Source organism: Micromonospora sp. NBC_01412, from assembly GCF_045040215.1.
Classification (GTDB): Bacteria; Actinomycetota; Actinomycetes; order Mycobacteriales; family Micromonosporaceae; genus Micromonospora; species Micromonospora rubida.
The window spans coordinates 6,399,715-6,412,861 of the sequence record NZ_CP109528.1; the positions used below are offsets into that span (position 1 = coordinate 6,399,715).

The window sequence follows — 13,147 nt, forward strand, 5'->3', positions numbered from 1 at the left end:
CGGCGGTCGGTCCTGTGCGTGGTCGACGCGCGTTTGGGGCGATAGCGCGCAGGGATGGTCCGCCGCCGATGGTTGACGGGACGCGCGGAGTTGGTCAAGACTTCATCGACCGGCCGTGACCACCAACGGCCCGGCGGGTGGCAAGGGGCCCTCACGCACGTACGATGGGCTCCGGTACACCCCTCAGAGACGACACAGAGCGACTGGAGCTTCCCATGGGTGCCCTCAGACCGTGGCACATCGCCGTACTCGTGGTCGTGCTGATCCTGCTGTTCGGCGCGAAGCGGCTCCCGGACGCGGCCCGTTCGCTGGGCCGCTCGTTGCGGATCATCAAGGCCGAGACGAAGAGCCTGCACGACGACGACCGCGACCTGGCGGAGAAGGCCGACGCCCAGGCCGCCTACCAGCCGATGCCGCCGCAGGCCGGCCAGCAGTCCCAGCAGCCGTACGCGCAGCAGGCCCACGTCCAGCCGCAGCAGCAGCCGTACGCCCCGCCGCAGGCACCACAGCAGCCGGTCATCGACCCGGTGCAGCGCGTCCGCGACAACTGACCGAAGGAAGGGCCCACCACCGTGGCCTTCGCCCTGCGTAAACGCGGCCCGAGCACCTTCGAACGGGCGGCCGACGGCTCGATGACCCTCATCGAGCACGTCCGTGAGCTGCGCAACCGGCTGTTCCGGGCGTCCCTGGCCCTGCTCGTCGGCTTCGGCTTCGGCATCTGGTTGGCGGAGCCGGTGCGGAGGCTGCTGTCGAAGCCGTACTGCGACCTTCCGGCGTCGATCGACCCGGACACGGGCAAGTGCAACTTCGTGCAGCTCGGCGTCGCCGACGTCTTCCTGCTCAACCTGAAGATCGGCCTCTGGGTCGGGTTGATCATCGCCGCCCCGGTCTGGCTCTACCAGCTGTGGGCGTTCATCGCCCCGGGCCTGCACCGGCACGAGCGTCGGTACGCGTACATCTTCACCTCGCTCGCGGCGCCGCTGTTCGCCGCCGGCGCGGTGCTGGCCTTCTTCGTCACCACGAAGGGGCTGGAGTTCCTGCTCAACATCTCCGGCGAGGACATCGCGACGACGCTCGAGGTGACCCGGTACATCTCGTTCGTCACCAACCTGATCCTGCTCTTCGGGGTGGCGTTCGAGTTCCCACTCATCGTGCTGATGCTCAACTTCGTCGGGCTGGCCAGCGCGAAGCGGCTGCTCAGCTGGTGGCGAGTCGCGATCTTCGTGTTCTTCGCCTTCTCCGCCGTGGTCACCCCGACGCCGGACCCGTTTGGCATGACGGCCCTGGCGCTCTGCCTGACCGCGCTGTACTTCGGCGCGGTCGGGGTGGCGTTCCTCAACGACCGGCGGCGTGGGCGGGGCAAGGAGGCCTACGCCGGGCTCGACGACGACGAGGTGTCGCCGCTGGAGCTCGACGACGATCCGGTCGCCCCCGGCCAGCGGGTCGAGGCCGCCGACCCGATCGGCACGCCGGAGCCGGTCGCCGCCCCGACGCCGATCGACCGCCGCTACGACGAGATGACCTGACCGGCGTCGGTCCGCACGCGCGACGACGGAGGCCGCCCCGAAGTGGGGCGGCCTCCGTCGTGCGGGGTCACGGTCAGCGCGCCGCCCTGACCGAACCGGCCGGCGGTGAGGTGACCCGGGCCACCAGGCGCTGGTGAGCCCGCGTCCGGGACTCGCGATATGGTGACTGCGCCCCTGATCGGCACAGACCGCCCCTTCGGCAGGAGAAGCTCTGATGGCCCAGACGCCCCTAACCGTGACCGTCACCGGCGCAGCCGGACAGATCGGCTACGCGCTGCTGTTCCGGATTGCGTCCGGGCAACTGCTCGGTGGCGGGAGGCGGGTGAAGCTCCGGCTGCTGGAGATCCCGGCCGCGGTGCGCGCGGCCGAGGGCACCGCCCTGGAGCTGGACGACTGCGCGTTCCCGCTGCTGGCCGGCGTGGACGTCTTCGACGACCCGAAGCAGGCGTTCGAGGGCGCCAACGTGGCGCTGCTGGTCGGCGCGCGTCCCCGTACCAAGGGGATGGAGCGCGGGGACCTGCTGGCGGCCAACGGCGGTATCTTCAAGCCCCAGGGCGAGGCGATCAACGCCGGCGCCGCGCCTGACATCAAGGTGCTCGTGGTGGGCAACCCGGCCAACACCAACGCCCTCATCGCCCAGGCGCACGCCCCCGACGTGCCCGCGGACCGTTTCACCGCGATGACCCGGCTGGACCACAACCGGGCGATCGCGCAGCTCGCGCGCAAGCTCCAGGTCACCGTCGGGCAGGTGAAGAAGCTGACGATCTGGGGCAACCACTCGGCCACCCAGTACCCGGACGTCTTCCACGCCGAGGTCGACGGCCGCCCGGCGGCCGAGCTGATCGGCGACCGGTCCTGGCTGGCCGACGAGTTCATCCCCCGCGTCGCCAAGCGCGGCGCCGAGATCATCGAGGTGCGGGGGGCGTCGTCGGCGGCGTCGGCCGCGTCCGCCGCGATCGACCACGTGCACGACTGGATCAACGGCACGCCGGAGGGCGACTGGACGTCGGCCGCGATCGTCTCCGACGGCTCCTACGGGGTGCCGGCGGGCCTGATCTCGTCGTTCCCGGTGGTCGCCCGCGACGGCCGGTTCGAGATCGTGCAGGGCCTGGACGTCGACGAGTTCTCCCGGCAGCGCATCGACGCGTCCGTGGCCGAGCTCCAGGAGGAGCGCACGGCCGTGCAGGGGCTCGGCCTGCTCTGACCCTGACAGCACCGATCGTGACGGTGGCCCGCGGAGCCGATGTGCTCCGCGGGCCACTTCCGTCCCGCCGGCGCGGGCGGATGACCGGTCTGGTCAGGCCAGGACGCTGCGGTGGGCGCGGATCAGTTCGGCGTACCGGCGGCCGCTGGTCTTGACGGTGCGCTGCCCGGTGGCGTAGTCGACGTGGACCAGGCCGAACCGCTTGTCGTAGCCGTACGCCCACTCGAAGTTGTCCAGCAGTGACCAGGCGAAGTAGCCGGCCACGTCCACGCCCCGCCGGGCCGCCGCGGCGCACGCCGCGAGGTGCTCCTCCAGGTAGCGGGTGCGCTCCGGGTCGTCGACCGTGCCGTCCGGGGCCACCCGGTCCGGCCAGGCTGAGCCGCTCTCCGTGACGTGCACCGGTCCGGCGCCGTACTCCTCGGCGAGGCGCACCAGCAGCTGCTCCAGGCCCGCCGCGTGGGTCTCCCAGCCCATCGCCGTCTCGACCGCCCCGGGCACCGGCACCTGGCGGACGTACGGCGGGGGACCGTCCGGGTCGGCGACGACCCGCTGCCGGAAGTAGTAGTTGAGCCCGAAGAACTCCAGCGGGGTGGCGATCGTCTCCAGGTCGCCGGGGCGGACCGGCGGCGCGGTGCGGTACACCTCCAGCATGTCGGCGGGGTACCCGCGGCCGAAGAGCGGGTCCAGCCACCACCGGTTGACGTGCCCGTCGGCGCGGGCGGCGGCAGCGACGTCCTCGGGGCGGTCGCTGGCCGGCTCGATCGGGCTGAGGTTGCACACCACGCCGACGGAGGCGGGCTCGGTGGCGTGCGCGCGGATCGCCGCGGTGGCCAGGCCGTGTCCGAGCAGCAGGTGGTGGGCGGCGGGGACGGCCAGCGCCAGGTCCGTGTCGCCGGGGGCCATCCGGCCCTCCAGATGGCCGATCCAGGCCGAGCAGAGCGGCTCGTTGATCGTCGTCCAGTCGCGGACCCGGTCGCCGAGCGCGCCGGCCACCACGGCCGCGTAGTCGGCGAGGGCGTACGCGGTGTCCCGGGCCGGCCAGCCGCCCCGGTCCTGCAGGGCCTGCGGCAGGTCCCAGTGGTAGAGCGTGACGAACGGCCGGATGCCGGCCTCCAGCAGGGCGTCGACCAGCCGGTCGTAGAAGGCCAGCCCGGCCGGGTTGACCCGGCCGGTGCCCTCCGGCAGCACCCGGGGCCAGGCCACCGAGAACCGGTACGCATCGACGCCGAGCTCGCGCATCAGCGCGACGTCCTCGGGCCAGCGCCGGTAGTGGTCGCAGGCGACGTCGCCGGTGTCGCCGTTGTCGATCGCGCCGGGCACCCGGCAGAAGGTGTCCCAGATGGAGGGTGCGCGGCCGTCGGCATCGACGGCGCCCTCGATCTGGTACGCGGAGGTCGCCACGCCCCAGCGGAAGTGGGCGGGCAGGGCGGTCAGGTTGGCCACGGGCGTTCTCCTTGGGTTCCGGTGGGGGTGGCGCGGGACGGCAGGAGGTGGGTGGGACGGGGTGGTCGCGGCGGCGCGCGCCGGGCGGGGTGCCGCGCCGGGGCGTCGGCCGGGCAGGGCCGTCGCCCCGGCCGGTCCGCAGCATACTTCAAAGCTTAGTTCATGGCATTAATCGTGGCGCTGATGCATGCTGGGGTGGGTGCCGGTCGTTGGTGCCCCAGGGGGAGGACCGGACCGATGGACGCCAGACGCACCACCGTGCGCGACATGCGTCGCGCCAACCGCGCGGTGCTGCTCACCCGGATCTGGCTGGACGGGCCGCTGAGCCGGCACGAGCTGGGGCAGGCCACCGCGCTGAGCCTGGCCAGCGTGAGCAACCTGGTCGGCGAGGTGATCGACGAAGGGCTGGTCGAGGAGGCCGGCTCGGTCGAGTCCGACGGCGGCCGCCCCCGGGTGCTGCTGCGGGTGACCCCCAGCTACGGCTACCTGGTCGGCGCCGACGTCGGGGAGACCCGGATCCAGGTCGAGCTGTTCGACCTGACGATGACCGCGCTGGCCAAGGCGGAGTACCCGATCACCGCCGCCGAGCCCGACCCCGGCGCGGTGGTGGCCCACCTGCTGCACGGGCTGACCGCCGTGACCGAGCAGGCCGGAGTCGACCCCGCCGCGGTGCTCGGGCTGGGGGTGGCGGTCTCCGGGACGGTCGAGCGCACCGCCGACGCCGTCGTGCACGCCCAGACGCTCGGCTGGGAGGGGGTGCCGCTGGGCGCCATGCTCGGCGCCGGCACCGACATCCCCGTGCACGTCGACAACGGGGCGAAGACCCTCGGCCAGGCCGAGATGTGGTTCGGCGCGGGCCGGGGGACCCGGCACGCCGTCGTGGCGCTGGTCGGCTCCGGGGTGGGCGCCGCCGTGATCACCGACGGGGTGAGTTACCGGGGCGCGCACAGCAGCGCCGGCGAGTGGGGGCACACCACCATCGCGTACGGCGGTCGCCAGTGCCGCTGCGGCAACCTGGGCTGCCTGGAGGCGTACGTCGGCGCGGAGGGCATCCTCGACCGCTACCGGCAGGCCAACCGGGGGCGGCCGGCGGCCGGCGGCGACGAGGAGAGCGCGCTGGGCGAGCTGCTGCGCTCCTCGACGAAGACCGCCGAGGCGGTGCTCGACGAGACCGTGGGCTACCTCGGCGCCGGGGTGGCGAACCTGATCAACCTGTTCAACCCCGAGCGGGTGGTGCTCGGCGGGTGGGCCGGGCTGGCCCTCGGCGAGCGGTTCCTGCCCGGCATCCGGGAGGCCACCGCCCGGCACGCGCTGCGCCAGCCGTACGCCCAGGCCTCGATCGAGCTGTGCCAGCTCGGCCCCGACGCGGTCGCGATGGGCGCGGCCACGCTGCCGATGGCCCGGCTGCTGCGCGACGGCGGCGTGCCCCGCTCGGCCGCCCCCCGCCCCGCGGCGTCCACGCGCCCGGCCCGCCGGCCGCGCGCCCGCTGACCCGCGCGGTCGCCCGCAGCACATTGCCTGCGCGTCAGTGGCCAGCGCTCAGGGCACCAGGGTCTGTCAAACGAATGTGAGACAGAGCCGTTACTCGGACAGCCCCGGCTCCGCATATTGTCGGGTCCGCACCTCGACCCTGATCGGATCGACCTTGTACTCGGACGCGCTTATCTGCACCCGGCCTGGAAGTGGCTATGCCGTGCGGCGTGTCGGATGGGGAGCCGACCTCGGGCCTAAGCCCGGGGCGTCGGTGTGGACCCCGCCCCGGGCGTCGATGCCCGGGTTAGTCCAAGGCGATGTAGAGCCGCTTGCCGGTGGGACGATAGCCGACACGTTCGTACACCCGCCACGAGTCCTCGCTGGAGGCTTCCAGCCAGGCGACCTCCGCGCCGGCGGCGAACAATCTCCCAGTGATTCCGGCGGTCACTGTGCCAGCCAGGCCGCGCCGGCGGTATTGCTCGCAAACGGCGATGCCAGCCACCTCGCTAACCCCGTTGTTCGGTGGGACCGCCAGGCCGCCTCCGGCGCAGGCGCCGCTGCCGGTGACGGCCATGACCGCGATGCCGCCGTTGGACTGTAGGCGCTGGACCCGGGCGACATCCGCCTCGGAGGCCACCGGCTCGCCGCCGAAGGCCTCATTCTGTGCACTTATCAGAGCGGCGAGCTGAAACTCGGTGACCGGTTCCTGCAGTTCGAAGCCTTCGGGCAGGGGTGGCATCGTGAGCGCGCCGGGAGAGCAGACCAGATAGTCGTGCCGGGCTTCCACGGCGAATCCGGCAACGACCAGGAGCGCTTCGAGGCTGGGTGCGCAACTGGTGACGTATTCCAGACGGGGTTTGCGGCCGGCCTCCCGGAAGGCCTTCACGAGTGCGGTCACGTCGGCCGACGTGATGGGTGCGCCGGGCTGCGGAGTTGCGTAGTTGATACCGGGATTGGCGGTGCCAGGGTCCAGCCCGATGACGAACGGTCCCGCCTCGATGGGCTGGGGCCGGGCGGACAGGTTGGCGACGACGGACTGCTGGATGCGGACATCCATGATCAACTTAGACCTCTGTGATGATGAGAAGACGTTCACGGACGAATGCGAGACGAATACGTCGGGCCGCCGCAGAACGAATCCAGCAGGCGCATACCGGTCGACCGGCCGCGTCGCGGAACTCTCAGGCGGCCGCTTGGCTCACCGAGATCACAGGCTTCATTCCCTCATAAGGAGTGCCCGCACGGAGGGTGCGGGCGCCAAGTCAGGCTGTCATGTGAGCACGCGGCTGTCAACCATCGATCAAGGCGAGCACCTCGGCCCGCACGGATCGCCGACAGCCACCCGCGCTGGGGCGTTAGCCCCGGCCTGCCGGTGGACTGTCCGGCACCATCGGATCAGGGCAACTTGGCAACGGTCAACAGGATCGCGGAATCCTCCAACGCCTCGAGACTGTGGCGTGCGTCGGGCACGATGAGCAGGTCTCCGGTACGTGCCTCCCACGACTGCTCACCAGCGATCATGCGGACCCGGCCGTGGAGCACCTGCACCGTGGCCTCGCCCGGATTCTCATGCTCCGAGAGGCGTGAGCCCCCGCTCATGCCGATGACCGTCTGGCGTAGCACCTTCTCATGACCGCCGTAGACGGTATCGGCGGTGTGACGGCCACCGGCGCCAGCTGCGTGATCGACTTGTTGGCGGGCGAGGGCGGCGAGCGAGATCTTCTGCATGCCGTCATTGTCCCAGTCCGGCGCATCCCTGACACGCCACGATCCCCGGTCACCGAGGGTGAAGGCAACGGGACTGCTGCACGCGTTGTCCGCAGCCCCACCTCGTTGACCAGGCCCTCAATCACGAGCGGGACAGGACCGTCAGCCGATGATTCGTCATGAGCGCATCGCCAACCATGATCGAAACAACGACCATCGATACTCAAGAATTCGCAGCCGTGCACTCTTCCGTCCCGCGCTGCCCGCCGCGGTCGGCGGCACCCCTGTCCCGGGTGCCGCCGACCGCATGGCCCGTCAGGCCGGTAGGTTCCACTTCTGGTTGGCCCCGCCGGTGCACGACCAGACCTGCGTCTTCGTGCCGTCGGCGGAGGTGTTGCCGGTGATGTCGAGGCACTTGTTCGCCTGCGGGTTCACCAGGTCCCGCCCGGAGGTCCACGTCCACTGTTGCGCGGCGCTGCCGTTGCAGGTCCACAGCTGCACCTTCGTGCCGTCGGCGGTGCCGCCGCCGGAGACGTCGAGGCACTTGCCCAGCGACCGCAGCGTCCCGTCGGAGGCGCGGGTCCAGGTCTGGTTGGCGCTGCCGGCGCAGCTCCAGATCTGCGCCGCGGCGCCGTCGGCGCTGCTGTTGTCGGTGACGTCCAGGCACTTGCCGCCGAGGCCGGTGATCGTCCCGGTCGGCCCGGTGGGCGTCCCGGGCCCGGACTGGGTGCCCGCCCAGGTGAACGTGGCGGTGGTGCGGGCCGGCAGGGTGTAGGTGAACGACTGCCCGCCCCAGACCACCTTCACCGACTGTGTGGACGTGCCGCCGTTGTGGGCGAGCAGCGCCTTCGTGCCGTCGGCGTTGCGGTACGCGACGTTCTGCACCGTGCCGTTGGCGGTGGAGGCGATCCGCTGCGCCCCGGGGCGGACGAACTTGGTCAGGTGCCCGGTGGTGTAGTACTCGATCGTGTAGTCGACCTGGCCGGCACGGGAACCGCCCTCCTGCACGGTGATCAGGCCGGTGCAGGTGCCGCAGCCGCCGTTGTGCGGGCCCATGTTCTGGTTGAGCGCCAGGCTCCACTTGACGATGCTCCGGCTCCAGTTCCGGGCGTAGTTGACGATGTCGGCCATGTCCTCGTTGTGCTGGTTGCCGATCCAGGTGCCCCCGGAGTGCTCGGTGCTGAACTGCGGCACCGACGGGTACTGGCCCTGCACCTGGCTGCCGACCGCCGGGTCGCCGAAGTAGCCGTGCCAGGCGATCCCGCCGAAGAGCGGGTCGTTGCGGACGGCGGCGTCGCCGAGCACCCCGGAGCCCATGGTGGCGTAGTCGCCGTAGTTCCAGTCGTGCACCAGCACCTTCGTGGTGATGCCGGCGGCCCGGAACGCCGGATAGACGAAGTTCTTGGTCAGCTCGGCCAGGCCGGAGGAGTTCCAGCTCATCCCGGGGTAGTCCATCGCCGTCGGGTTGCCGGACTGGCAGCAGTTCGGCTCGTTCTGCACCGAGAGGTAGTCGACCTTCACGCCGCGCGCCGCGTACGCCTGGATGGTCTTGACGAAGTACTGGGCGTAGGTGGCGTAGTACTGGGACTTCAGCCAGCCCATCTGGTCCATCCGGCCGTTGTCCTTCATCCAGCCGGGCGCGCTCCACGGCACGACCTTGACCCGCAGGGCGGGGTTGAGCTGCCTGGCCTGGGCGGTGAGCAGCTCGACGTTGGTGTCGTAGCCGCCTGCGCCGAAGTCGTTGAGGTCGCAGCAGGTGTCGTCGAGGGAGACGTGGCCCGGGCGGGACAGGTCGGAGGCCCCGATCGGGTTGCGGACGAAGGACAGCCCGATGCCGTCGGTGGGGCTGAACAGCTTGCGCATCACCTCGTCGCGGGTGGCCGCGCTGACCGGGCCGCCGCGCAGCAGGTACGCGGTGGTGTCCGTGATCGACGCTCCGGCGCCCTCGAACGGCTGGTAGCGGGTGTTCTCGTCGACGGTGACGGTGTGCGTGGCCCCACCGCTGGACGCGGCGAAGCTCACCGGGGTCTGCTGTTGCAGCCCGCGGGTCACGGTGCGACCGCCGGAGTCGGAGGTGGTGGTGAGCCAGACGTTCACGCTCTCACCGGCGGCCTGCGCGGCCGGGGGTGCGAGGATCAGGACGCCGGCGGTCAGGCAGAGCGCGAGGGCGCCGGCCCGCGCGGCGCGGGCCGGCGGGCGGGGGGTGGTGGGTGGGGCGGCGGGGGACACGGAGTGCTCCCTTCGACGGGCGGCGGTGCCCGGCGGCGCACCCGTGCGGGGGGCGTGGACTCATCCGCCGGCACTGGGGACGGGGCGAGCGGTGCGGTCGGTGGGCCGCGACCGTCGCCAGGGTTGCCGTCGTCCGGCCCTGCCCGGCACGGAATCGACGGTTATGGATGAGGAAACACTGTCGTAACTCTTGTGTCAAGCACTGAAAAAAGCGACGGTCCGGCATGGGCGCGGCGCGGCGGCGGCGCCGTCGCTGCCTCCCCGCCGCCGTGGCCCGGTCAGGAGATCGGGTTCCAGCCGTCCGAGCCGGCCAGGTACTTCTGCGCGGCGTACGTCGGTGCCTGCGCGTCGGTCAGCTGCGGACGGTCCACGGTGACCGTCGCCCCGGCACCGGTGTTGCGGTACTCGAAGAACCGGGCGTCCTTCCAGGAGAACCCGGACATGTCGGTCCACGGGGAGTCCTTGATGTGCGCGCCGAGGACGCTGTCGCGGAACACCACCTGGCCGATCGCGTTGACGTCGCCGCTCGGGTGCCACGGCCGACCGAGGTGCACGCTCTGTGCGCCCGCCGAGTCGGTGGTCAGCGTGCACCGGGTGAACAGGAAGCCGTACGGGTTGCTGATCATGGTGGACGGCGCGGTGACGTACCCGTTGTTGCTCGACGATCCCCGGCTGAGCGACCTGATCTCGCAGCGGTCGAAGACCCCGGTGCCCCGGCCGAAGATGAAGTCGACATCACCCTCGACGTGGCAGTTGCGGAAGTACGCCCGGCCGATCGTGCCGCTGTTCACGCTGTTGTGGTACAGCGTGTCCTGATTGCCGAGGAACCGGACGTTGTCGAAGACCAGCCGGTCGGCGCGGGTCAGCACCGCCACCGCCTGCTCGGCGCTGTAGTCGTGCGCCGCCTCGTCGAAGCTGTTCGAGAAGGTGAGGTGCTTCGCGGTGAAGTCGTGGCCGTCGATGGTCACCGAGGCGCTGCCCGAGGTGCCGTAGGTTCCGCCCTCCGGCTTCGGCGTGCCGGAGGCGTTGTCGTAGGTGATCACCACGTCGCCCGCGTTGCCGGTCGAGCCGACGAAGGAGACGTACGGCCGGTCGGCCGGGATGGTGACCAACTCCCGGTAGGTGCCGGGCCTGATGGTGATGGTGTACCGGCTGGAGTTGCCCGACGGTACGGCGTTCACCGCCGCCTGCACGCTGGTGAAGTCGCCGCTGCCGTCCCTGGCGACCACCGACGACTGCCCGGCGGGAGGGGTGCTGGTGGGGGTGGGGGTCGCCGTCGGGCTGACGGTGGCCGGCGGCGTGGTGGGGGTGGTGCCGCCGCTGGTCACCGTCACGTCGTCGTACCGGGCGGTGGCGTAGCGGGTCTGCAGGCCGATCCGGCCGGTCGCGGTGAGCGTGCCGGTGCCCGAGGCGACCAGGGCGCCGTCGACGTAGCCGCGCACGGTCGAGCCGGCGACCTCGATCCCCAGCGTGTACCAGGTGCCGGCGGCGACCGGCCGGGACGCCGAGCCCAGGGCGGTGGCCGTGCCGCTGCGCACCGACTCCAGTCGGACCTGGTCGCCGGGGAGCAGGGCGAGCCGGTAGAAGGTCGTCGAGCCGGAGGCCCGGGCCAGCAGGGCCGTCGCGCCGTTCGCCGGCAGGGTCAGCGGCTTGACCCGGGCCTGCACGGTGTAGTCCGTCCAGGACGAGGAGCCGGCGAAGAGCCGCGCGTTGTCGGTGTCGCCCTTGGCCTGTTGCAGTGCCGGGCTGCCGTCGGTGACGACGGACCAGGTGCCGCCGGACTTCGACCAGCCGGCGGTGTCGCCGTCGGAGAAGTCGTCGCCGAACAGGGTGGCGGCGTACGCGGAATGCGCGCCGCCGAGCTGGGTGAGGGCGAGCAGCGCGGCGGTGGCCGTGGCGGTGGCGGCGGCGAGCAGGGGGAATCGGCGGTTTCTGCGCATGGTGGGGGAACCTCCGGGGGCGGGTGGGGAGGCCGGAAATCGCACGTGAAAGCGCTTTCCTGGCGCACCGTAACTCCCGGACGCATGCGTGTCAATGAATGTCGGCCGGGGGCGCCGCCGTCCCGCGCCCCGGCCGCCCGGCGGCTCAGCCCTGCCCGTGCCCCGGCCGCCCGGCGGCTAAGCCCCGCCCGTGCCCCGGCCGCTCAGCCCCGCCCGCGCACCCGCCGGACGGTGTCGCGGAACCACAGCGCGCTGCGCTTCGGGACGCGTTCCTGGGTGTCGTAGTCGACCCGGACGATGCCGAACCGCTTGTCGTAGCCGTACGCCCACTCGAAGTTGTCCAGCAGCGACCAGGCGAAGTAGCCGCGCACGTCCGCGCCGGCCCGACGGGCCCGGGCCACCGCCCGCAGGTGCTCGGCGAGGTAGCCCACCCGGTCGCCGTCGGCGACGAAGCCGCGCGCGTCCGGGTGGTCGTCGAACGCCGCGCCGTTCTCGGTGATGACCATCGGCAGGCCGGGGTAGTCGCGGCTGATCCGCAGCAGCAGGTCGGTGAAGCACTCCGGGACGATCTCCCAGCCCATCGCCGTGCGCGGCCGGCCCCTGGGGATCACCCGGCGCACCGGACGGCCGTCGGCGTCCCGGTCCCGGCCGTCGGCGTCCACCCCGGAGAAGACCTGCCCGAAGTAGTAGTTGACCCCGAGCACGTCGAGCGGGGCGGCGATGACCGCCAGGTCGTCGTCGCGCACCGGGACCGTCACCCCGTCGGCCGCCAGGTCGGCCAGCACGTCGTCGGGGTACCGGCCGTGCACGAGCGGGTCCAGGTAGAGCCGCGCGCCCAGCCCGTCGGAGGCCCGGGCGGCGTCGCGGTCGGCGGCGCTGTCGGTGGCCGGTTCGGCGGTGGCCAGGTTCAGCGTGATGCCCACCTCGACCGGGGCGGTGGCCGCCGCCCTGATCCGCCGGGTCGCCAGCCCGTGGCCGAGCAGCAGGTGGTGCGCCGCCGCGATGGCGTCGCCGAGGTCGCGGCGGCCCGGGGCGTGCTCGCCGTACGCGTAGCCGAGCATCGCCGAGCACCACGGCTCGTTCAGCGTGGTCCACGTCCGCACCCGGTCGCCGAGGGCGTCGAAGACCAGCATCGCGTAGTCGGCGAACCGGTAGGCGGTGTCCCGCGCCGGCCAGCCGCCGGCGTCCTCCAGCTCCTGCGGCAGGTCCCAGTGGTAGAGCGTGACCCACGGATCGATGCCCCTGCCGAGCAACTCGTCGACCAGCCGGTCGTAGAAGGCCAGGCCCGCCGGGTTGGCCGGGCCCCGCCCGCCCGGCTGCACCCGGGGCCAGGCCGTCGAGAACCGGTACGTGTCCACGCCCAGGTCCGCGATCAGGGCCACGTCCTGCGGCATCCGGTGGTAGTGGTCGCAGGCCACGTCGCCGGTGTCGCCGCCGGCCACCGCCCCCGGGACTCGGCAGAAGGTGTCCCAGATCGACGGTGTCCGCCCGTCCTCGGCGACCGCGCCCTCGATCTGGTACGACGACGTGGCCACCCCCCAGCGGAACGAAGCCGGGAGGGTGTCGATCGGGTCGGCGGTCGCCGACACGGCGGCGGTGGACTCCATGCTGCTCCTCGGTGCGGC

10 protein-coding genes are annotated in these 13,147 nt (G+C 72.1%); 4 read left to right on the plus strand and 6 right to left on the minus strand.

The window, feature by feature from the left end; genetic code table 11:
• The first annotated feature begins 215 nt into the window (after nucleotides 1–215).
• The 3 genes from tatA (at nucleotide 216) to OG617_RS28105 (ending at nucleotide 2,730) form a co-directional block, all read left to right on the plus strand.
• Entirely contained in the window at nucleotides 216–551 is a 336-nt protein-coding gene (gene tatA / locus OG617_RS28095; RefSeq protein ID WP_405095933.1) for a Sec-independent protein translocase subunit TatA, read from the plus strand.
• Between the two features lie 21 nt (nucleotides 552–572).
• Nucleotides 573–1,526: a twin-arginine translocase subunit TatC gene (gene tatC / locus OG617_RS28100; RefSeq protein ID WP_405095934.1), complete on the plus strand. Its 954-nt coding sequence runs from the start codon at nucleotides 573–575 to the stop codon at nucleotides 1,524–1,526.
• 214 nt (nucleotides 1,527–1,740) lie between these two features.
• Entirely contained in the window at nucleotides 1,741–2,730 is a 990-nt protein-coding gene (locus OG617_RS28105; protein WP_161690679.1) for a malate dehydrogenase, read from the plus strand.
• Nucleotides 2,731–2,823: 93 nt separating this feature from the next.
• On the opposite strand, the gene OG617_RS28110 is transcribed toward OG617_RS28105, so the two are convergent.
• The gene (locus OG617_RS28110) at nucleotides 2,824–4,173 is read right to left on the minus strand and encodes a GH1 family beta-glucosidase (RefSeq protein WP_405095935.1); all 1,350 of its coding nucleotides are present in this window, start codon (nucleotides 4,171–4,173) and stop codon (nucleotides 2,824–2,826) included.
• Nucleotides 4,174–4,410: 237 nt separating this feature from the next.
• Here OG617_RS28110 and OG617_RS28115 point away from each other — a divergent pair, with 237 nt between their 5' ends.
• Nucleotides 4,411–5,664 carry an ROK family protein gene (locus tag OG617_RS28115; RefSeq protein WP_405095936.1) on the plus strand — a complete coding sequence of 418 codons (1,254 nt, stop codon included), beginning with the start codon at nucleotides 4,411–4,413 and terminating at the stop codon, nucleotides 5,662–5,664.
• A 286-nt stretch (nucleotides 5,665–5,950) separates the two neighbouring features.
• On the opposite strand, the gene OG617_RS28120 is transcribed toward OG617_RS28115, so the two are convergent.
• The 5 genes from OG617_RS28120 to OG617_RS28140 all read right to left on the minus strand — a co-directional run bounded on the left by OG617_RS28120 (nucleotide 5,951) and on the right by OG617_RS28140 (nucleotide 13,129).
• Nucleotides 5,951–6,703 carry a GNAT family N-acetyltransferase gene (locus tag OG617_RS28120; protein ID WP_405095937.1) on the minus strand — a complete coding sequence of 251 codons (753 nt, stop codon included), beginning with the start codon at nucleotides 6,701–6,703 and terminating at the stop codon, nucleotides 5,951–5,953.
• 338 nt (nucleotides 6,704–7,041) lie between these two features.
• Nucleotides 7,042–7,374: a cupin domain-containing protein gene (locus OG617_RS28125; RefSeq protein WP_405095938.1), complete on the minus strand. Its 333-nt coding sequence runs from the start codon at nucleotides 7,372–7,374 to the stop codon at nucleotides 7,042–7,044.
• Between the two features lie 294 nt (nucleotides 7,375–7,668).
• A complete protein-coding gene (locus OG617_RS28130) occupies nucleotides 7,669–9,582 on the minus strand; it encodes a ricin-type beta-trefoil lectin domain protein (RefSeq protein WP_405095939.1) in 1,914 nt (637 codons plus the stop codon).
• A 278-nt stretch (nucleotides 9,583–9,860) separates the two neighbouring features.
• A complete protein-coding gene (locus OG617_RS28135; RefSeq protein ID WP_405095940.1) occupies nucleotides 9,861–11,522 on the minus strand; it encodes a pectinesterase family protein in 1,662 nt (553 codons plus the stop codon).
• Nucleotides 11,523–11,725: 203 nt separating this feature from the next.
• On the minus strand, nucleotides 11,726–13,129 hold the full coding sequence (locus tag OG617_RS28140; protein ID WP_405095941.1) for a GH1 family beta-glucosidase: 1,404 nt from the start codon (nucleotides 13,127–13,129) through the stop codon (nucleotides 11,726–11,728).
• Between the last annotated feature and the right edge of the window lie 18 nt (nucleotides 13,130–13,147).